19 protein-coding genes are annotated in these 22,472 nt (G+C 43.7%); 4 read left to right on the plus strand and 15 right to left on the minus strand.

What is annotated here, in order from left to right:
- Positions 1 to 615: 615 nt before the first annotated feature.
- The 4 genes from Nant_RS10880 to ylqF all read right to left on the minus strand — a co-directional run bounded on the left by Nant_RS10880 (position 616) and on the right by ylqF (position 4,111).
- Positions 616 to 915, minus strand: coding sequence for a site-specific integrase (locus Nant_RS10880; RefSeq protein ID WP_054341683.1), 300 nt, complete (start codon positions 913 to 915; stop codon positions 616 to 618).
- Between the two features lie 697 nt (positions 916 to 1,612).
- Positions 1,613 to 2,791, minus strand: coding sequence for a BaiN/RdsA family NAD(P)/FAD-dependent oxidoreductase (locus Nant_RS10885; RefSeq protein ID WP_076496009.1), 1,179 nt, complete (start codon positions 2,789 to 2,791; stop codon positions 1,613 to 1,615).
- A 38-nt stretch (positions 2,792 to 2,829) separates the two neighbouring features.
- Complete coding sequence (locus Nant_RS10890; RefSeq protein ID WP_054341684.1) at positions 2,830 to 3,150, minus strand: hypothetical protein; 321 nt, start codon at positions 3,148 to 3,150, stop codon at positions 2,830 to 2,832.
- A complete protein-coding gene (gene ylqF, locus Nant_RS10895; protein WP_054341685.1) occupies positions 3,140 to 4,111 on the minus strand; it encodes a ribosome biogenesis GTPase YlqF in 972 nt (323 codons plus the stop codon). Before ylqF ends, Nant_RS10890 begins: the two co-directional genes overlap by 11 nt.
- A gap of 136 nt (positions 4,112 to 4,247) precedes the next feature.
- Between ylqF and Nant_RS10900 the strand changes: the two genes are divergently transcribed.
- Positions 4,248 to 5,474 carry an EAL and HDOD domain-containing protein gene (locus Nant_RS10900; RefSeq protein ID WP_054341686.1) on the plus strand — a complete coding sequence of 409 codons (1,227 nt, stop codon included), beginning with the start codon at positions 4,248 to 4,250 and terminating at the stop codon, positions 5,472 to 5,474.
- A 39-nt stretch (positions 5,475 to 5,513) separates the two neighbouring features.
- Here Nant_RS10900 and maiA read toward each other — a convergent pair whose 3' ends face one another.
- The 9 genes from maiA to Nant_RS10945 form a co-directional block, all read right to left on the minus strand.
- Positions 5,514 to 6,152: a maleylacetoacetate isomerase gene (gene maiA / locus Nant_RS10905; protein ID WP_054341687.1), complete on the minus strand. Its 639-nt coding sequence runs from the start codon at positions 6,150 to 6,152 to the stop codon at positions 5,514 to 5,516.
- A gap of 143 nt (positions 6,153 to 6,295) precedes the next feature.
- On the minus strand, positions 6,296 to 6,493 hold the full coding sequence (locus Nant_RS10910) for a DUF2783 domain-containing protein (RefSeq protein ID WP_054341688.1): 198 nt from the start codon (positions 6,491 to 6,493) through the stop codon (positions 6,296 to 6,298).
- An 18-nt stretch (positions 6,494 to 6,511) separates the two neighbouring features.
- Positions 6,512 to 8,188, minus strand: a complete 1,677-nt coding sequence (locus tag Nant_RS10915; RefSeq protein ID WP_054341689.1) for an FAD-dependent oxidoreductase — start codon at positions 8,186 to 8,188, stop codon at positions 6,512 to 6,514.
- Positions 8,189 to 8,331: 143 nt separating this feature from the next.
- Positions 8,332 to 9,249: a LysR family transcriptional regulator gene (locus tag Nant_RS10920; RefSeq protein ID WP_054341690.1), complete on the minus strand. Its 918-nt coding sequence runs from the start codon at positions 9,247 to 9,249 to the stop codon at positions 8,332 to 8,334.
- 196 nt (positions 9,250 to 9,445) lie between these two features.
- Entirely contained in the window at positions 9,446 to 10,408 is a 963-nt protein-coding gene (locus Nant_RS10925) for an MBL fold metallo-hydrolase (RefSeq protein WP_054341691.1), read from the minus strand.
- A gap of 198 nt (positions 10,409 to 10,606) precedes the next feature.
- Positions 10,607 to 11,092, minus strand: a complete 486-nt coding sequence (locus Nant_RS10930) for a universal stress protein (protein ID WP_054341692.1) — start codon at positions 11,090 to 11,092, stop codon at positions 10,607 to 10,609.
- An 88-nt stretch (positions 11,093 to 11,180) separates the two neighbouring features.
- Complete coding sequence (locus Nant_RS10935; RefSeq protein WP_054341693.1) at positions 11,181 to 12,509, minus strand: TRAP transporter large permease; 1,329 nt, start codon at positions 12,507 to 12,509, stop codon at positions 11,181 to 11,183.
- A 41-nt stretch (positions 12,510 to 12,550) separates the two neighbouring features.
- A complete protein-coding gene (locus Nant_RS10940; protein WP_054341694.1) occupies positions 12,551 to 13,066 on the minus strand; it encodes a TRAP transporter small permease in 516 nt (171 codons plus the stop codon).
- Between the two features lie 10 nt (positions 13,067 to 13,076).
- Positions 13,077 to 14,102: a TRAP transporter substrate-binding protein gene (locus Nant_RS10945; RefSeq protein WP_054341695.1), complete on the minus strand. Its 1,026-nt coding sequence runs from the start codon at positions 14,100 to 14,102 to the stop codon at positions 13,077 to 13,079.
- 598 nt (positions 14,103 to 14,700) lie between these two features.
- Between Nant_RS10945 and paaX the strand changes: the two genes are divergently transcribed.
- The 3 genes from paaX to Nant_RS10960 are packed head-to-tail and all read left to right on the plus strand — an operon-like array spanning position 14,701 to position 17,575.
- Complete coding sequence (gene paaX, locus Nant_RS10950; protein WP_054341696.1) at positions 14,701 to 15,621, plus strand: phenylacetic acid degradation operon negative regulatory protein PaaX; 921 nt, start codon at positions 14,701 to 14,703, stop codon at positions 15,619 to 15,621.
- 47 nt (positions 15,622 to 15,668) lie between these two features.
- Positions 15,669 to 16,997, plus strand: a complete 1,329-nt coding sequence (locus tag Nant_RS10955; protein WP_054341697.1) for an FAD-dependent oxidoreductase — start codon at positions 15,669 to 15,671, stop codon at positions 16,995 to 16,997.
- Positions 16,998 to 17,020: 23 nt separating this feature from the next.
- The gene (locus tag Nant_RS10960) at positions 17,021 to 17,575 is read left to right on the plus strand and encodes a DUF2889 domain-containing protein (protein WP_054341698.1); all 555 of its coding nucleotides are present in this window, start codon (positions 17,021 to 17,023) and stop codon (positions 17,573 to 17,575) included.
- A 69-nt stretch (positions 17,576 to 17,644) separates the two neighbouring features.
- Here Nant_RS10960 and Nant_RS10965 read toward each other — a convergent pair whose 3' ends face one another.
- Complete coding sequence (locus Nant_RS10965) at positions 17,645 to 20,593, minus strand: sensor domain-containing protein (RefSeq protein WP_054341699.1); 2,949 nt, start codon at positions 20,591 to 20,593, stop codon at positions 17,645 to 17,647.
- Between the two features lie 46 nt (positions 20,594 to 20,639).
- The gene (locus Nant_RS10970; RefSeq protein ID WP_054341700.1) at positions 20,640 to 22,220 is read right to left on the minus strand and encodes a methyl-accepting chemotaxis protein; all 1,581 of its coding nucleotides are present in this window, start codon (positions 22,218 to 22,220) and stop codon (positions 20,640 to 20,642) included.
- Positions 22,221 to 22,472: the final 252 nt, after the last annotated feature.

Below are 22,472 nucleotides of genomic sequence, written 5' to 3' on the forward strand. Positions count from 1 at the left end.
ATTATCATTATTTATATTAATAGTAAAATAGCAAAATATATGCCAAACAATCAAAACAACATTAATAAATGATTAATTTAATGTATACAAAAACTTAAAACAAAGTATTTCATTATAAACTCAATATTAATGCATTGATTTTAATAGAAAAAATTATAATCAGCATGTTAATCATTTAGTTCTAATAAAATATTTGAAATAAATTCATCTACGACTAAAGATAATTAATTAATGAGTCTATCGAATGAATAAAATAAAATATGCACCATTTAGGTGCATAAAATATCAGCTTAAAATAAAAGCTTCGCACCTGAATGGCACACCTGCACCAAAATTTTTAATCAAAAAGCGATCTTTATTTGAGGGCCTACTTTTTGTTTATCAGGTGGTAAAGAATTTAACGCTACTAATTCGTCAGCCTGCCACAATGCACCATTGTCATGGAATCATTTAGGGGGGGGACTATTATGGGGCGACAGCGTTCAAACGAAGCGGTCATACTGTGAAGCTAATCAGCCTTCAGTTCGTGAAGTCCTGAATCAAGTCCAACAAAAATGATGCGAATGATGATGAAGTTGATCCGTAACCTCTCCCTCTCTGAATCGGAATCGACTATTAATCCCAGGCCGCTAATAATAAATTCCGCTCCTCGTCGCCCGTGGCGCGCAGATAGACTTCCGTGGTTTTGGTTAAACTGTGTCCCATCGCCTTGGCGAGCAAGTGAATAGGGACCGGTTTCGCTGCTGTCATCATGGCAACCCCATAGGCATGGCGCAGTCCTTTACCGGTCGCTTGATCAGTCGATAGGCGGTTGAACGGCTCATCGTCCAGCAGCTGGAAAAACAGGGCACGCGCGGGCGACTCGTCCTGGGCCGCATGTAATAAGTAGTGTCGCTCGGCTTTGGTTAAATACAAGCGCGCGCCGGTTAGCGAGAACAGGCGAATTTCCTGAACGATGTCCTGTTGGGAGGTGTCCCTTGTTGACGTGTCACGGTGCGGTATGATTGATGTCTCATCTCAAGCCCCTGGCGCCGTGGTGGCTGTCGGGACTGCGGCGAAGAGAACAGCGCGGCGCTGACGGGTCTCTCCTCCCCCCGATTCTACGTCACACATGCGGTGACACAGACTCTATGCAGCGTGTGTCATAGCAGAGGGAGATTATCCGGTAGGAGTAAGCGATGCAGGCCTTGTTCAGGGATGTTTAGCTGGGGGGGGGGGGACTGACACACGATAGTTACCTTCTGCATCACAGGCTTTAAATAACCCGCGAAACTTAGCACCGGCAAGCAGTCGTGTTCGCAGATTATCCCCGAAGTAAACGAATCGACATAATTTGGCCGGACTGCATTCGATCAGCTATTCATTCACTCTGATCATGGCACGTTAATTAACCTCACGGAGCAACATAGCCAACAAACAATGAAGTCATTAGTTTGATTCGCGCAGCGCTAAATGCAAATCAACGACCCAACACCCATATTAGTAAACCAGCCTTCCGACTGCTCCTGACTTCTAGTTCATTTTAAATGAGAAGGAATGTCATCTTTCATAAGATTTTAAAAAGAGGCTTAACGCTCAAACACACCTTCACTACGGGCAAACTTTATTGTCTCTACACAATCGCCTGCCCCGCCACAAATCCTGATGCCCATGCCCATTGGAAATTATGGCCTCCCAAGTGTCCGGTTACATCCAGACACTCGCCAATGAAAAACAATCCAGGCACATTAATCGCTTCCATGGTTTTTTGGGAAACCTCGGTGGTTGCTATACCGCCTAGCGTCACTTCTGCTGTGCGGTAACCTTCTGTACCTGAAGGTTTTATCTTCCAATGACAAAACGCGGTGGTTATTTTTTCCAGATCAGCGTTGCTCATATCGGCCATGTTGCCTTTCAGTTCGAATATCTCACATAGAATCTGCGCCATGCGCTTACTCATTTTCTGTGACATAACCGTTGTGATATCGGCTTTAGAGCGCTGCTCTCTTTGTTCTTTTAACCAAACTAAGAGATCAAATTCAGGAAACAAATTGAGTACTACTGCTTCACTGGCGTTCCAGTAGGAGGAGATCTGCAAAATGGCGGGTCCGCTCAACCCGCGATGCGTAAATAACATATTCTCGGTAAAAGAAACCGGCCCCACACTCGCGGTTATGCGGTGTGACACACCCGCGAGTGGTTTGAGTGGTTCCAGTAAATCAGGCTGTAGCGTAAAAGGGACTAATCCTGCGGTAGTAGGGAGCACTGTTAAGCCAAACTGCCTGGCGATTTCATACGCAAAGGGGGTTGCGCCGCCATTGGGTATCGATAACCCACCCGTTGCAATAACAACTGAGCCTGCTTGCATGTCGCCTGCGGTGGTTTTTAGTGAAAAGCCGTTAGCGTGTTTTTTCAGGTCTGTTACCGTGACTTCTGTGCGAGTTTCAGCGCCCGCCCATTCACACTCGGTGTTTAGTACCCTGAGTATCTCTTTACTGCTGTCATCACAGAAAAGCTGGCCTAAGGTTTTTTCGTGATAGTCCACTCCATGCCGCTCTACAAGCTCGACGAAATCTCCAACAGAATAGCGACTTAATGCAGATTTACAGAAATGAGGATTTTCAGATACGAAGTTAGCCGCTGTGTTGTGCAGGTTCGTAAAGTTACTACGCCCGCCTCCCGACATCAGGATTTTACGCCCAACCTTCTTCGTATGTTCGATAACCAGTACGGATTTTCCGCGATAACCTGCGGTAGCCGCACACATTAAGCCAGATGCACCAGCTCCAATAATAATAACATCGTATTTCACTAACGCTGGATCTCTGTTAAAGATGAAAAGGAGTAATGTTAATCAGCCTGCTGTTCTTTTAGTGCTTGCTGTTCTTGCTGCTGTTGCTTTTGTTCTATCGCTTTGGCATTCGCTCGAATTTTATCTCCTAAGCGCCCGCCTTTAGCGTTCAACTCTTTTGCTGCCAGATCTTTTTCAGCCTGCAGTTTATCCAGTTCTTTTTGGTACACAGACTTGTTTTTCCTTTTTTCATCAAGCCCTTTTTTTCTCAGACTTTCGCGGCTGGTAGGGTCTAATAACAACTCTTCCCGCGTCGGCTTATCTGACTCAAGTGTGACAAATTGCCCCACAAAACTACGTTGCTTTTTCTTACGCGTCATTCTTATTAACTCCCGTCATATAGTGACTCTGGCTATTTTTCAGTGCTTGTTCTTTTGCTTCTGCTTCGATTCGTAATTGTTCTGCTATCTCTTCAAGGCGCAAGCGTTCGACTTCTGCTTGCTTAAAGAGCCATTCTTCTACCGTTTCAAAGGTGATTGCTCCAATTTTTCCACCGCGCATATCATGCAGCAGCACTTCAGACGCTTTATGACGGTCGACAACACCACCGGGACGTAAGCCCCCGCGTTTACGGCCAATCTCATCCAGCAGCTCATCACTGCCGATAGGCAATGCTTTAAATTTGTAACGTTCAATTAATTGCCCGGGGTATTGAGTCAGCATAAATTGCGCAGCAAACAGGGCGACCAACTCATATTCAATAGCCGTATCGCGAATTGCGCCACTGGCCGCTAAGCGGTAACCCGATTCCTGATCTTCAATTTTAGGCCAGAGAAATCCGGGCGTATCCAATAAAGCCATACCATTATTCAGGATATAGCGCGTCTGAGTTTTTGTGACGGCGGGCTCATTACCTACTTTGGCGATACGACGACCGAGCAAGGTGTTAATTAATGTCGATTTACCGACATTTGGAATGCCCATAATCATGACACGCACGGGCCTCTCTTTGTTTACACGCGCAGGCACCATCCGCTTACAGATATCGGGGATTTTATGAATCAGCTTTTTTTGATCCTGGCTTATCGAAATGGCTTGTATATTTTCAAACCCATTAAAATATTCAAGCCATTGCGCTGTTTTAACAGGATCAGCCAGATCACTCTTATTCAGCACCTTTAATACAGGCTTCCCTTTGCGCAGAGAGTTCACCAACGGATTTTCACTCGACAGCGGTAAGCGCGCATCCAGCACCTCAATCACGGCGTCAATTTCATCCATGACTTGGGCAATTTCCTTACGGGCTTTATGCATATGGCCGGGAAACCAGTTGATCGTCATAACACTCTCCTTATCAGTAAGTCTTATTATACCGATCAGGGTCTGTGAAGCATTGGAATAACTGTATTAATTTTGGCTAACTGACAAAGTAACGTCTAAACTAGTACCCATAATACGAGCGCAGGAAAGCCAATCGATGAATAATGCTATAGTAGGCGGTCAAGTCTTAATGGCTCGTCAACCAATTTTTGACCGGCAGCAGCGTGTAGTAGCTTATGAAATATTGTACAGAGACGAGAGTGATACTGAGAACTCCGTGTTTCGCAATACACAGGCTACCAGTGAAGTTTTACTCAATGAATACACATCCATCTGTGATGCAGGTGAAATAAAACGAGTACCTGCATTCATTAACCTGACCTATGACATTGTGGTTGATGGCAACATCCCCGACCTACCCAGAAAACAAATTGTTCTTGAATTACTAGAAGATGCGCAGGTTGATGAAACGTTTATTGATGGCGTTCGCAAATTAGCAGATCAGGGCTATCGAATTGCTCTTGACGATTTTGTTTATAACCCTGCCTATATCCCCTTATTAGAGCTGGCTCATATTGTAAAAATTGATGTGCTTGAACACAGTTATGACGAGATGGTCGAGCTGATTAAAATAATCAAACCTTACAAAGTGACTCTGCTTGCTGAAAAAATTGAAACACATGAAAAACTGGAAGAGTGTATCGAACTAGGATTCAAACTGTTCCAGGGATATTTCTTGTCGCGGCCTAAGCTCATCAAAGGACGCAAGATCAGCACTGGACAGATTGCCTTACTCCAATTGATACAAGCACTGCAAGATCCTGATGCGAAACCCGAAGCCCTTGAACAACTGATTATCACAGACCCGGTGCTGACTTATAAATTGTTACGTATTGTAAATTCTGCGGCCTATTCATTAGTCAGGAAAGTCGAGTCAATTTCCCAGGCGATTGTTCTTCTGGGCATTCCACAGGTGAAAAAATGGACAACATTAATCGCGATGTCGAGCAATTCGGATAAACCGGAAGAACTTACACGCTCACTTCTTATTCGTGGCCGGATGGCTGAGCACGTTGCACAGCAACAAAAGAAGGCCAATTCATCCAGTTATTTTATGGCCGGCATGATGTCGGGCCTACATGCGTTACTGGATATTGAAAGAGCGACAATGCTGGAGCAGGTTCCTTTGGGAGAAGACATTAAAGAAGCTATTTGCGACGGCACAGGCGATATAGGAATAGTACTCACCCATGTTATCCATTACGAAGCGGGCAACTGGGATCTGCTCCCGATGGATTTTGAGGGCGATACTTACGAACTAGCTTATCGGGAAGCGATGGAGTGGACCAAGGAATCCATGCACTCTATGACAGATGCCATGTGATTCGGCTAGCTCGTAAACATATCAAGAGATGTTGAAGCATTACGCACCCGGCTGTAAACCCGGGTGTGCTTTTGCAAAAGCCTCCATTTCAATACAGCGATGATTAATAGCACTGATTAGCGGATAACCAGACATATCCACTTCAAAACGATGTGCATTAAATACCTGCGGCACAAGACATACATCAGCAATCGTCACCTGGTCCCCACAACAAAATACTGTTTGCTTCGGACGTTTTTTTAGTGCTACCTCAAGGGCAATAAAGGTCTGGTGTATCCAATGGTGGTACCACTGCATTTTCTTTTCAGCATCGACTCCCATCTCATTGACCAGATATTGAAGTACCCGTAAATTATTAACCGGATGTATATCGCAAGCAATTGCCTGTGCAAAGGCTCTTTGCGCTGCTCGCTCAAACGGTATTCCGCTTAGTAGCGGGTAACTATCAGGATATGCTTCATCTAAGTATTCACAAATGGCCAGCGATTGTGTCAACTGAACGCCATTATCTTCAAGCACAGGCACTAAAGCTTGTGCGTTACGAGTGAGATGGGGTTCTTCACGGTGCTCGCCACTTACCAAATTAACCGCGACCTGATCGTATTCAAACCCTTTGAGATTAAGTGCTATCCGTACTCGGTATGCGGCCGATGATCTACAGTAATCATAAAGAATCATGTTGTTTCCTTTGCCAGTAATCTGTTAATTAGAACAAGGTACTATAAACACCTATTCTCGGCACTTATTTCAACGTTTATACCTACAAAAAGCCCGACAAAATGCCGGGCTAATAAAAGAACGAACGGCTACCGATACATCGGTTAGCTGATATGTTCACGAGCAATATTTAAGGCTTCTTCCAGCACTGTCTGATCACCGATATGATTACTTAATAACAATATCAGACGTGCATTAACATCAGCACTTTGTTCTTCCGTCAGGTCACGGTGCATGTCGGTCAGCGCCTGATAAAAATCATCCGGGCGCGGCAGGTTTGCTTCGGTTATTAACGTACTCATTTTTCAATACTCCACATATTACTTACCCAGTGCTTTATTCAATGCCGCCACAACGGCCTGCTGATCAAATTGACGCATCCGTGCGGTGACAAGCTGATCTGGACGCATCAGATAAAAAGTTCCGGATTTAGCATCCAGTCGCTCATTGACTGCGCCCACTTTGTCGACCAACCACTCAACACCGTTTGGCAACGCTATATCCATTTCATGCCGGGCAACGATATACGTTTTAACCGGTACGTCCTGATCAGCAAGCTCGGCCAACTGATCCAGAATATCCTGAGTCAACTCCTGACGCTGATCAATAAATAACAGACCATTGAACGTATTACCCAGACACGTTAGCAAGAAGTCATCCTGACCATTGCGTACAACCGGCCCGTCTGTACACGGCGCGCCTGGCACAACCTTACATAGAAATTTACTGGTATCGGCCGTATTCAAGGGTGACTGAGTCAAAATAGGAGGCACAGAAAGGCGACCGCTGTTAACCAGAGGACGGGCAAAATTATAATTCTTTGCCAGTTTCAATACAGCATCACGAAAGACCCGACTGGTGGCATTTTTAGGTGAGATGAAATCGGTACTACGAGTGGAGTTCAGAATATTTTCATCGGCTGCAAATACCCGCTCTTTTGAGTAACTATCCAACAACGACTCAGGCGCGCGCCCTTCCATAACCAATTTGAGCTTCCACACCAGATTGTCGATATCTTCAATACCCGAGTTAGCACCTCGCGCACCAAAAGGCGAAACCTGATGCGCCGCATCACCTGCAAAAAAGATACGACCTTTATGGAATTCATCCATTCGGCGGCATGTGAAGGTATAAACCGATGCCCACTCTAATTCAAATTCAACATCTTCACCTAAAAAAGCTCTCACCCGTGGAATGATATTCTCAGGTTTTTTCTCCTCTTCAGGATCAGCATCCCAGCCCAGATCGAAATCAATACGCCATACATTATCAGCCTGACGATGCAATAAAGTAGACTGGCCGTCATGAAACGGAGGGTTAAACCAAAACCAACGCTCAGGTGGAAAATTCTTCGGATCCATGACAACATCGGCAATCAGAAAACGATCATGGAACACCTGACCTTTTGACTCAAGACCACACATAGCCCTGACTTTTGAATTAGCACCATCACACGCGATCACATAATCCGCCTGAATCTGGTATTCCCCTTCAGGCGTTTGAACCGTTAGCGTCACAACATCATTTTCATCTACGATGTTGACCACTTTATTCTTCCAACGAAGATCGGCATTATCCAGTCCAACAATGCGATCTACATAATACTCTTCCATATAGTACTGCTGCAGATTGATAAACCCGGGGCGGCGATGGTGCTCTTCTGGCAGCATATTGAAACTATAGATCTGCTCCTCATCCAGAAAAACTCTACCTATGTTCCAGGTTACGCCTTTATCGACAAGGCGCTGGCCCACACCTAAACGGTCTGAAATATCTAAAAATCGCTTCGCATAACAAACCGCCCGGGAACCGACACTTACAGTATTATTATCATCAAGGATGACAACCGGTACATTGTTTCGTGCTAAATCGACGGCTGCAGCCAAGCCCATTGGACCGGCCCCCACAACAACGACAGGATGCTTGACAGGTTTTACAGAATCTTGGTCCGCAGACCGTTCATAATGAAATTCAGGAAAATTATAGGTATTCAGCATTACGTTGGCTCTCGTATTGTCTTCTTTAATTACATAGCGAACAACGCTCTAATGAAATTAAAGATACCTTAAATGAGAGCCATGATAATCAGGCTTGTTTGAATAAGATTCTTTCTAAAAAAGAAACAAAAGAACAGATATCCCTATTCAGCCCACAGATCCTTTTCGTGATTGACTGAGAGCCACTCCCGAAAGAATTCTATAAAAGAACTCACTTTAGGTGAGGTATATTTTCGGTCAGGATACACAGCAAATATTGATAATTGCTCAGCCTGGTAATCAGGGAAAACCTGAACTAAATCTCCGGATTCAACAAAACGGGAAATAACAAAATCGGCCAAATTCGCAATACCTCTATGCTGTAGAAGAGACTCCCTGACAACCAGGCTATTATTGGCTTTCAAGTCACCATTCACTTGTACGGTGCAGCGTTTACCATCGCGTTCCAGCGTCCAGTGATTAGCATTAGCGGCATAAACGAAGACTAAACAGTTATGTTCTTTTAATGCTTCTGCGGATTCCGGACGACCAAATTTCTCCAGATAGCGTGGCGTAGCACAGATATACATAGGAATTTTAGATATCTCACGCGCAATCATACTGGAGTCCGGTAATTGCGGATCAGCAATACGAATCGCCATATCAAAACCATCACGCACTAAATCCGGGGCGCGGTCATCAAGCGTGATATCCACCTGTACATCGGGATACTTTTCCATAAACGCTGGAATCGCTTTTGAGAGCTGCAGCTGGCCAAATGTCATATTGCAGGTAATCCGCAAGACACCACGCGGCTTCCCCTGTAGCTGAGACACCAGATTCTCGGCTTCTTTTACCTCTTCAAGAATGGTCTGACACTTTTCATAATACGCGGCCCCCACATCAGTTATAAACAACCGACGCGTAGTTCTTTGCAGCAGCTTAGCGCCAACATGCTGTTCAAGTTGTGATACTTGCTTACTGACAGAGGAGCTCGAGATGCCCAGTTCAGCGGCAGCCAAAGAAAAGCTTTTGAGATCAACGACACGCGCAAAGACGCTCATTGCAGACAGGACATCCATAACCACCTCAAAAATTATTGCAACACAGTACACGAACCTAGCAACAGTCTATGGAAGATACAAGTCTTTGATTTAACTCTTTTCTTTAATGTTTTGTTTACCTTGTGATTTGAAATAGTCCAAACGAAAAAGGCACCCTGTAATAAGGATGCCTTTAGTAATTTATCGCTTAAATAAAGAATTTTTCAAAAACAAATTAGTCTTGAAGTTTATCCCATACTTCCTGATCACGTTCATCAGTCCAGATGCGCGGCCAGTCAATACCGTCAAACTCATCCCACAGACGCTGAACATCAAATGGCAGGCAGTGCTCAAAGATAGGCCACATGCCGAATTTAGGACCCAAGTGATCGCGTGTTGACTCAAACGCTTCTTTTACCGTACCGCCACGCTTATGTACTTCACCGACTTTATCAATCATACCCGTTAGGAAGCCACGTGTTTGCTCAATAGCCGCATCCACATCAGCACGTCCGCGCACAACAGCGCCACGACCACCTACCAACACTTCTGCCTGGTATGCTTTAACTTTGTCCAGTGTCTCTGTAGACCAGTCAAAATGGAATGCATCACCCGTATAAAGAGCAGCAGCAGCTTCGACTAAATCACCAGCAAAGAGGACTTTCTGTTTTGGAATCCAGGCAACAATATCACCCGCTGTATGACCACGACCACAATATTCAAGAATCAAGCTACCGCGATCACCACCCAGTGGAATTTCCATACGATCATTAAAAACAAGATCAGGGTGCGTCAGGCCAGAAATACCTTCTGGTTCACGGAACAGACGAGGCATGCGACCAAATTCACTTGCCCAGTCCTGCATGCCACGTTCTTCAATCAGGAGTTTAGTATTTTCATGCGCAATAATTGATTCAGCATTATAGGCAGAAGCACCCAAAACACGTACAGCATGATAATGCGAAAGAACCAGATACTTAACAGGCTTATCGGTGTGTTGGCGTAATATTTCCAACCAATCTCTGGCTGCTTTTGGTGTAGCACGTGCTTCGAATGCAACGATGAAATCTTCACCTTCAACCGCACAAATATTAGGATCACCTTCGGCAGTTAGTGCATAGATACCATCACCCAGGATTTCCAATGTTTCAGTTTTTACACCGAGGTCCGCAGAGGACGCAAAAGACTTCTTCGTCATATTTATTACCTATTTTTTACTTCAGTAAATTCTGATTGTATCTTTGTTTACATCATAGCTGTGGACTTGATGAAAACACCGTCTACTTAATATGCACTAACGATACCGAATTCATTCTTTCTAAATAAGTACTTAAAATGAACAATATTATTTCCATTAGGGAATCAGTATTCATTTAAACTCTGTACCTATACCCTTCTATTTAAGAGGAATAATCAGAACCGGTTTTTTGGTATGGTGCATCACCCGATTCGCTGTCGATCCCAGCAAAAACTGTCCGACTGATGAATGTGTTCTCGTGCCCATCACAATCAGATCAGCATCAATCTGTTCGGCCACTTTAAGGATCACCCTATCTGCCGGCCCTTCTTCTACACGGGCAACAATTTGCCCCTCTTTCATTGGCTCGCCCGCATCCAATTCAGTTTCACAAAAACGTTGTATGCGTTCAACCAGTTTGCTTTTCAGGTTTTCTATACTGGCGTCATGCATCTCATTAAGAGCTGCATCGTTCATCATAGTTTTGATAATGCTTTTGGCCGAAGCACTCAACGGCTCTATCACATGCAGAAAAGTGATTTCAGCATCATACTTTTTAGCCATGCTAACAGCAGACCTGAATGCGGGACGAGATCCCTCTTCTATATCAGAGGCATAAAGAATTTTTTTAACATCAGGTAACATACGGGCACCTCATTAAAATGCTATTCAACAGATACACATGGGTATCAAGCAGACAGTAATAAGGGTGCAAAAGCACCCTTATTAACCGTTACCTATAGAGCAACTCAGGTAGATAGAGCGATATAGGCGCGATCAGTGTGATCAATATCAAACGTATGATATCCACACACCAGAAAGGTGTAACACCTTTAAATATGGTACTGGCTTTCACATCACGCAGCACCGCACTCAACACAAATACGTTCATACCCACGGGCGGCGTAATCAGACTAATCTCTGTTACCACCACGACCACGATGCCAAACCATACCAAATCGAAACCCAGGCTCTGCACCAATGGGAAGAAAATCGGGATAGTCAGCAGCAGCATTGATAAACTTTCAAACACCATTCCCAGAACAACATAAATCAGCAAAATGGCAAAAATAACCATCATCGGTGGCACATCCAGCCCTGAGACAAGCGTCAGCAGATCTGCAGGCAAACCCGCCCGATTAATGAAGTTAGAGAAGATCAATGCGCCGATAAGTACCGTAAACAGCATCGCTGAGGTACGCGCCGTATCCGTAAGAATGTCAAACAAACTACCGAAGCTGAGAGATTTACGGTAAAGCGCAATCGCAAAAGCACCACCAGCCCCAACACCCGCCGCTTCTGTCGGTGTAAATACACCCAGATAGATGCCGCCCATAACAATACCAAAAAGTATCAATACGCCCCAAACACCATTCAGGGCTTCACGACGCTCTTTCCATGTGAATTTTTCACCACAAGGACCTGATGCTGGCGTACGCCATACAACAAAGCGTACCGCTACCAGGTAGAGCAAAATACCCAGCATGCCCGGTATAAAACCGGCGGCAAACAGTTCTCGAATACTGGTTTCTGTTAAGAGACCATAAATAACCAGAATGACACTCGGTGGAATCAGAATACCTAACGTGCCACCTGCCGCAATAGAGGCGGTAGCTAAAGAGTCAGCATATCCATACTTACGCATCGGAGGCATAGCCACTTTAGCCATCGTAGCCGATGTTGCTAAACTGGAACCACAAATAGCAGAAAAACCACCACATGCCACCACCGTTGCCATGGCTAAGCCCCCTTTACGGTGACCTAAAAAAGCATAAGAAGCCCGATATAATTCCTGAGAAAGCCCTGATTTCGTAACCAGATTTCCCATCAAAATAAATAAAGGTATTACGGATAGGCTATATTCCTGAGCCGTATTAACAATTCGCATAGCCGCCATACTGAGAGATGGCGTCCAATTAAAGTCTGTGAAATTATCAAATCCAAGCCCCTGCACAACAGCAAAGCCAAGAAAACCAACAATACCCATCGAAAAGGCGATAGGAATACGAATCACAACGATAAGAATCAGCAAAACCGCAAAACCGATTAACGCAGTTTCCATACAGAGATACCTATAACGTTAAAGGTGAATGAAAGGGGGAATTAGTCGCGATCCTGAGTGAGCAAATGGTAAACACCATAGGTCATCATCAGCGCAGCCGTTGCCCAGCTCATAAAAGCGATATACTGAATGATCAGACCGACTGGGATTCCCAGTAGTTCGGTGACCACTCCTCGGCTGAAAGCGCGTTCTGAAAATTCGAAAATTCTTACGCCTACATAGTACAATGAGCCGGACATCAATAAAGCGGAGAGTAATCCCAGCGCTTTAATCGCTGTATTACTCCATATTTTATCGAGAATATCGACCACGACATGACCGCCGCGCCAGGTAACAATAGGCATCTCGGCGAACACGAGAATAGCAATCCCTATCTCGGTTAGCTCCGTTGCTCCGTCAACAGAATTCCCGAAGAAATAACGTCCCAGAACATCCGCGCATGTCAGCATCATCAGAAAAAACAACGTAAGGGCAGCCACCAATTCAAGAGCAAAGGCCAGCCATTGGACTGGCCCTTTCTCTTCATAGTGCGCTGTTAACCAGGCACTAAACCCCATACAATACTCCTTACTTACCGTAGCTTTGTGCAATAGAACGCATTTCTTCCAGCGCTGCTTTTGCATCAACATTACGATCGGCCACACTCGCAATCCACTCTTCGTCCATGCCTTTTACAAGGTCACGAAACTCCAGAGCCATTGCACCATCAGCCGGCACTTCAGTCACAGTGACGCCATCGGCTTTAGCCGCTATAAGGCCTTCTTCATCAGCAGCATCCCATGCTGCGCCAGCCATAGCCGCCAGTTTTTCACCAGAAACTGCACGAATCGCTTCGCGATCTTTTTCACTCAAACCTGCCATAAAATCAGGATTGATAAACATCGCAAAGCTACCCAAATACATACCACCAGGAAGCGCGACAACATGTTTCGCCACTTCTTTTAAGCGCAGTGATTTTTGCTCACCCATGGGAATGAATACACCATCGATAACACCCTGCTGCATCATTTCGTACACTTTGGTAGCTGGAGCGCCGACAGCGGTAACACCCATACGTTTACCCAGCTCACCCTGAACACCACCACCTAAGCGAATTTTCTTAGATTGCAGATCTGCTAAGCTGGTAATTGGATTGGCCATGTGGATCTGACCCGGACCATGAGTAAATAACGTCAGGACTTCTAAGCCGTCATGCTCGTTTGCTTTAGCGAAGTACTTATTATGAACACGCCAGTGAGCAACCGATGCCGCTTCAGCATTCACACCCAGCAATGGCTGTTCAATACCCTGTGTTAGTTTAAAACGACCCGGCACATAACCGTGATAACCAAAGCTCGCATCCACGGCACCGTCTTCTACCAAATTAAACATGGCTGATGGATGACCAAGACCATATTCCATTTGAATTTTTACACGGCCCTCAGTGGCGTCTTCAACCCATTTAGCCCACGTTGGCCAGACAACAGCATTCTGCGCATGTGTCGGCGGCAACCAGCTACCCACGCGTAATACAGTATCAGACATCGCAGCGGTAGAAAGTGTCATGCCCAGCGTTAAGGCACCTGCAACTTTCAGGAAGTTTCTTCTTATCATTACTTTCTCTCCTGGCTTAATAATCACTTTTCGTTAAAGCGACGGATCTATTGTTATTAGTATATTTTTAGAAACACTTACATCAAAACCATGCATTCAGGATAGGCAATGGCACTAATGCCACATAAAAATCTCGCCAAATGCAATTTTTTGTATCATATATCTACAGTTACAACACTCTAAAATTGATATTCATCAAAAGATACCTTATTTTTAGAAGGGAATAACCTATTCTATTTGCAGAAGATTATTTCCAATATGGAAATTGTTATAACTTCTGGTTTACGTGCATGGATCATAAGTAAATCATCTTCAGCATAAGCGCCAATTCAACGTTATCATCAAGCCTGCTGAATACTGTTTACCTCTCATCTATGTAAAGCTGATGTAGTATTATCTTACTAAATGACACACAAATCATCAACGCTAAACAAAATAATGTATCACGTTGTTATTGTCAATTACTGTCCGTCTAGTTAATTGGGTTAATACTGCTTAATATTGACGCTGTCAATCGTCATTTATTGGCCTCAGAACCCACAGTTTCAGATCTGATAGCTAACATCAATAACCTCAATTTCCGTGATATAATGAATTGATGAACAAACTTAAGTGTATAGATGAGCTCGTAGAAGAGTTTAAAAATCAACGTCCTATCCGTGGCGGATCATTGATCATAACTATTTATGGCGATGCCATTGCAGCGCGTGGCGGCTCGGTATGGCTCGGCAGTCTGATTCGTCTTCTGGAGCCTCTCGGCCTCAACCAACGACTGGTGCGTACGTCCATTTTCCGTCTAACTAAAGAAGGCTGGTTAACCTCCAATCAGGTAGGCAGACGTAGCTACTACAGCCTTACTGATTCAGGACGACGACGTTTTGAAAGTGCTTTTAAGCGTATCTATGCTGAACTTTACCCAGAGTGGCAAGGCAAATGGGATATGCTGATTACCACTCAGCTGGATAATGAATTAAGAAAAGTCCTGAAGAAAGAATTTGAATGGCAAGGCTTTGGTAATATTTCACCGGGCGTTATGGCTCACCCTATGGCGGATCTGGCTGAGATTAACAACACGCTTCAGGAGCTCTGTGTAACCAATGAAATTATTCATATGAAATCAGAGTTATTCGGCAGCCATTCTTCTGAGCCATTAAAGCAACTGGTACATGAATGCTGGAATTTAGATCAACTATCTAAAGACTACCAAGCTTTTCTAGACCGGTTCAGACCAATACTGCGCGCGCTGGGCAATAAAAACGATATAGATCCAGAGCAGTGCTTTCTGTTAAGAACTTTACTAATTCAACACTACCGGCGCCTGCTGCTCAGGGATCCGCGTTTACCGGAAAAACTATTACCTGCTGATTGGGTGGGTGCCTCTGCGCGCATATTATGCAGAAATATCTACCGAAAAATTTACCCGCAAGCTGAAGTATTTTTATCTGAAACACAAGAAACCGCTGACGGCCCATTGCCCGAACCAGCCCCCCATTTTTATAAACGTTTCGGTGGCCTTTAACTGTTGCGAACCATCCATTTTACTGTTGTGCGCATCCGGAGTAACCCATGATTCAGATAGCCATTATTGGTAGCGGCCCATCAGGCTGCTATGTTGCTGACATGCTGGCTAAAAAGCTCCCCGACGCACAGGTCGATATTTTTGACAAGCTCCCCACCCCTTTCGGCCTAGTACGTGCGGGTGTTGCTCCCGATCACCAACATACTAAAAACATTACCCGCCAATTAGAAAGAATCCTCTTACGTGACAATGTACGTTTTATTGGCAATGTTACGATTGGCACTGATATCAGCTATTTTGAATTCAAAAGGCACTATCACATCATCGTTATCGCCATTGGTGCGACGCTAGATCGCCCCTTAAACATTACCGGTGATACTTTGGAAGGCGTATATGGCTCAGGAGAATTCAGCCGCTGGTACAACGGCCACCCAGAAGCCGCCGCGCTCAACCCCACACTTTCACAAAACGTTGCCATTATTGGTAATGGCAACGTGTCGCTGGATATTGCGCGTCTGCTGTCTAAACGCTCAGCGAAACTTCTGGGCACAGACATTACCCGGCAAGCACTTGAGCATATTCATCATGCCTCTATTAAAGAAATTTATATTATAGGTCGCAGAGGTGCGGCTGATGTCAGTTTCACCCCTGCAGAGCTGCAGGAAATTACTGCATTACCTAATGTCGAGATAATTATTGATTCAACTCAGATCCCTGAAGTGACACCCTCTCATATAAGTGATGATAAACGCCGTAATACCGAGAAAAATCTCGAGATTCTGCGCCAGCTGCATGCATCTAATCAGCAGCATGTGGCCGACGAAAACAACATTCGCATACACTTCATATTCAGCGCTACTCCTATAGCAATCACCGGGACGCATAATCAGGTCGCACAATTACTCCTCACTAAAAACAGACGTGAAGTTACCGGCATTACCGCGACTAACGAGCAATTTACGCTCGGGGTTGGCACCGTTATTTCTGCGATAGGGTATCGTACAGCCAGCATTCCAGACATTCCGTATGATCATAACAAAGGCACACTGGCGCATCATGAAGGAAGAGTAGAACCGGGTGTCTATGCCGCAGGCTGGTGTAAACGTGGCCCTAATGGTGTGATTCCAGCCAACCGAGCCGACGCAATGAACATCGCCAAAACTATTATTGCAGAATGGGAACATACTGTTTCACCCCCGTATAAAGATGGTTTTGCCGCTATTTCAACACTATTAGATAAACGTAATAGTAAATCAGTCAGTTATAATGATTGGTATAAAATTGATCAGGCCGAGATCAGTCGAGCACAGGACGGGAAGCCTCGTGAAAAATTTACGCGTATTTCGGAAATGCTCGCGCTGCTTGATTCCAGATAACTAACCAGAAGATTGATAATTCTATGCCTCTATCACCTCCCGCCAACCGAATTCCACAACACACCCGTACCGTTATCTGTAAAGGCTATCGCCGTGAAGATGGACTCTGGGATATCGAAGGACATCTCGTCGACGTTAAAGATCATGACATCACCTCCAAAGAGCGTAATAATGGATTAATCCCTGCCGGTGAAGCTATTCACGATATGATATTGCGTATTACTATTGATTTAGACCTGAACATTCTAGACGCTGAAGCCAGCATGGATTCTACGCCCTTCCAATATTGTAAAGGCATCAGTGAAGCTTACAAAAAACTCATCGGCTTGCAGATCAAACAGGGGTTCACTAAAGTCACAAAAACACTCTTTGGTGGCGAAAACGGGTGTACGCATTTATTGGAACTGCTGGGGCCCATTGCCACATCAGCATACCAGGCCACCTATCAAGAGCGTGAAAAAGAAGATAGCTGGACGGCGGGCAACCCACTCCCTGCTGTAATGAACACATGCCATAGCTGGAGCCAAAAAGGCCCCGTCGTACAAAAGCACTGGCCCCATTTTGCAAAGTTTGATTAGTCATTTACAAAAAGTAGGCATCCTGACAAGAGCCTACTAACAAATCATAATCAACCCGCCAATATAGCTTTACCTCTCAGCGGGGAGAATATGACGGTTTTTCATTAACATTGCCGAAATAACTGAAGGCGATTTTGGCGCACAAAAGTAAAAACCCTGCACCTCATTACAACCATTATTTATTAGATAATTTAGCTGTGCTTCAGTTTCCACACCCTCGGCTATAACCTGCATGTTTAAATTATGCGCCATCGATATAATAGTTTTAACAATCTCAGCATCATTTGAGTCTGTTGTTATGTCGTTAATAAATAGTTTATCAATTTTAAGTTTGTCAATTTTAAAACGTTTCAAGTAACCCAGAGAAGAATAACCCGTTCCAAAATCATCTATTGCGATACTTACACCATGCTTCGATAATTCAGCTAGCGTGCTTATCGTAGAGTCAATATTATCCATTAAAGATGTTTCTGTTAACTCTAACTCAAGACTACCCTGCAATATATCACTCGTATTTATAATCGATAGTACTTTTTCAACCATATCTTTATCGTGTATTTGGTAGCTGGAAATATTCACTGCCATTTTCAATGTATGAGAATAATTATCCTGCCATTTTTTAAGCTGATGACAGGCCTCTTTAAGAACCCATTCTCCAATTTTTCCAATAAGCCCCGTTTCTTCTGCTATCGGGATGAATATAACCGGTGAAACCCAACCTCTCTGCACATGATACCATCGAGCTAATGCCTCAAATCCTAATATTTTACCCGTACGCCCATCTATTTGAGGCTGATATACTATGCTTAGGTCACCCTTATCAATAGCGCGGCGTAACTCGCTTTCAAGCTGTACTCGCTCATTAAAGCGTATGCTCATTTCAGGCGTATAGAACTTAAAGGCTTTCTTTCCCGCATTTTTAGCTCTATACATAGCCGTATCAGCATTTTTAAGGAGACTTTCGACATCATCCCCATTATCCGGGTAGATACTAATGCCGATACTGGCCGAGATATACAACGTATTTCCATCTGGCATTTTGACAGGTTCGTTCATTACTTTAATGATTTTTTCCGCTAATATTGTTATATCATCGAAACGTTTTATATCAGATAAAATAATTGTAAACTCATCTCCTCCCAAACGTGCGACGGTATCGCTACTTCTTACACTATTAGAAATATTATCAGCGACTACTTTAAGTAATTGATCACCTGATCGATGCCCCAATGAATCATTGATGTTTTTAAAGTCATCAAGATCCAGAAAAATAATCGCTAATTTATCATTGTTTCGTGATGCTAACTTAATCGCTTCATGTAAACGGTTTTGAAATAATTCCCTATTCGGCAATCCCGTTAGGGCATCATAATAGGCTAAGTCATGCAATTTTTGCCTTACGTTATATTGATTACTAATGTCAGAAAAAATACCGGCATAATGGGTAATCATACCGTCATCATTTTTCACACTATTAATATTTAACCACTCAGGGTAAATATCCCCGTCTTTACGCCGATTCCAAATTTCTCCTTGCCATTGTCCGAAGGCATTCAAGCTAGCCCACATCGCCTGGTAAAATGACTGATCATGCCGATTTGAGCTGAGAATGCTCGGCAGGCGGCCTTTCACCTCTGTCTCACTGTAGCCAGTGGTTCTCGTAAAAGCAGCATTCACACGTATAATTTTTAGCTGGCTATCGGTAATCATGACGGCTTCAGGGGTTTGGGCCAAAACATTCTCAGCGAGCTGATATTCAACCAGTGCTTGCTTACACTTCGTGATATCTTTATCTACACCTCTGTAGCCACTAAAATTCCCATAAGAATCAAAAAATGGAACACAACTTATTTCTAAAACCACCTCATGATTCATCGCATCCAGGACAATTCTTTCCAATTTATGAACAGACCCTTGCTTGTTAAATATATTCAGGAAAACCGGCTTCATTCTAATAACTTCAGCATCGGACATTAATGAATAAATGGATTTATTAATAATATATTGAGGAGTGAAGCCTAAAACTTTTTCCACATTTGGACTTACATACGTATATTTACCATGCAAATCAGTTTCCCACATCCAATTATTAGTACTTTCAATCAATGTTTGATATAGAACGGCGGTGTCGTGCAGTGTATTTTCAGCTTCCAGGCGTTTCGTAATATCCTGGCCGGTTAACAATATATAGGAATCAGATCGATTACTGTGATGTAAGCGTTTACTATGCCACTGTATTTTTCGCAGCCCTCCATCTTTTCTAACCAATGTGTCCGTCATATCTGATAATGACTCACCCTTAAGAACAGAATCAAATTTCTCTATAATCTGAGTGTGATCATCAGCAAGGATCAGCAGCTCCGTAAATAATCTCCCTACTACCTCTATTAACGTATAACCCGAAACTTCTTCCATATAGGCATTAAATCGAATGATACGTTTTTTATTGTCTAACAACAAAAAAATGGTAGGAACAGCGTCCACTAAGCTCTCAACAAAATTATTTTCAATAACAAATTCTAGCTCACTATTATTTTTAACAGTGACGCGATCAGGAGCCTCAAAAATAGCGTCAGAATCGCTATCCGGATATAAGCACTCTTCAGAGCAACCATGATCAATAAGCGGGTCTTTGTATATTAATGATTGCTTGCGCTTGTCAAGATCAGTGATTTCCGATTGGATCGAGATAAAGTTTTCTATCACACCCTTATCATTCACGACAGGTGAAACAGTAGAATCTACCCAATATAAGTCACCATTCTTTTTAGAATTACAAAGAACGCCTGTCCACTTACTCCCATCACTAAGGATGGACCATTTTTTCTGATAAAACTGAGCGTCTTGAAAACCTGAATGTAAAATACGGTGTGTCTTTCCGATAACGTCATCACATGAAAAACCACTCACATCACAAAACTTATTATTAACATAAGTTATTTTTCCCGCCGCATCAGTCACACTGACAATAACATGCTGGTCAATAGCATCAACCAGACGAGTAATCAATAGATTCATCCTACTCCCTTTTTTCCTTATCATTCACACACAACAAAACAACATTTCATGAGTTTTGTTTTGTCCAGAATTGCTCAGCCAGCGCTGAAAATCCATTAGAAAGGGAAAGCATTTCACTGCTTGTTTTCATACTAAAATCAACCGTCTCCAGGTTCTGTTCCGATAGATCGCGGATTTTATACACACTACGATTTATTTCATCTGCCACAGCGCTTTGTTGTTCAACAGCAGCGGCAATTTGTGTATTCATATCATTGATGTTTTCAATCGAGATATAGATATTATCCAAGGACTCAACTGTTAATAAATTATGCCCCATACAGACTTCGGTTTGTTTTTGGCCAGCCTGCATTACTTCTACGGCTTGTTTAGTGCTCTGCTGAAGCTGCTCAATCATCGTGCGAATTTCTTCCGTTGCTATTTGGGTACGACTTGCTAATGTCCGTACTTCATCAGCAACCACCGCAAAACCCCTGCCCGCATCCCCTGCACGTGCCGCTTCAATAGCCGCATTTAGTGCTAATAAATTTGTTTGGTCAGCAACGCCACCAATCACATCAAGAATACCCGCAATGCTATCACTGCTGGCAGCCACCACCGCAATAACCTCGGATGCTTTAAGCATTTCATCTGTCAGAATTTGCATTGAATGAGCACTGTCAGTGACTACCTGCCTGCCATTGGCTACTTGCACTAAACCTTCTTTGGCGGCTTCAGAGCTATTTTGCGCGTTTTGTGAGACTTCTTGAATACTGGCTGACATCTCGTTAACGGCCGCCGCCACCTGATCTGTTTCGGCAAACTGTTGACGAACGCCCGCTTCAGAATCAGAGACCAGTGTATTGAGTCCTAATGAGTTATGGGTCAACGATTCGGCAGAATCAGCAATCCGGCCAATCAGGCCTGCGGTCTCCGATTCAAGTGCTTTAATGGTTAACAGTATCTGGCCAACATCATCACTTCGACCCGTGTAGATGAATCGGGCAACCGGGTTATCAATAATCGACTTTGCCTTAGCGACGACGGCCTTAAACGGACTAAATGCCCACTGATGAGTAATAACGGCACACGCGATAGCGATCAATGATACGGCGAGCGATGTCCAGCCACTTAAGCTAAACAAAAAAACACTCAGGGCTGCTACCGATGCAGGAATAACAAATGCAGCGAGAGAACGACCACTCAAACTCAGACTATTTTTCAGTACCTGAGGTGTTTTACCGGCTTGTAATGCGGCGTAAATATCTTCTGCTCGTTTGACATGTTCTGGAAGTGGCCGTCTTCGGATCGATTGATATTCCGATACAGCTCCATGATGTTTTATCGGGGTTACATAAGCATCGACCCAGTAATGGTTACCGTCTTTTGTGCGGTTTTTAACAACACCCATCCATGAATTACCAGATTTGGCCGTGCTCCATAAGCTATCAAAAGCAGCCGGAGGCATATCAGGATGGCGCACCATGTTATGGTTTTTGCCAATCAACTCGTCATTATTAAAACCACTAACCTCAATAAAATCGTTATTGACGTAGGTGATCGCCCCTTTCAGGTTGGTAGTTGATAATATATTTCGGTCGCTGCTGAAGTGATTCTCAACTTGAGTCACGGGTAAATTTAATTTCATGCTTATTATTATTCCATTTATTTTTCTTAGTTATTCAATTGAGCCTTTCATAAATCTATGCCACACGATGCTTAGGGCTACGTTATAGTAAGTTTACGTTAACGTAAGCTTAACAATACTGTTAATACGCCTACTCACCTTTGGATGCAAGCAGCAAAAAATTGTCGTTGAACATAGCGTCGCTTACACCTAAGCCTAAGTCTCAGCCATATAGGTATATATACCTATAAATACCTATATATAAAATATTTA

The sequence above is a fragment of the Neptunomonas antarctica genome (assembly GCF_001305295.1).
Lineage (GTDB): Bacteria > Pseudomonadota > Gammaproteobacteria > Pseudomonadales > Balneatricaceae > Neptunomonas > Neptunomonas antarctica.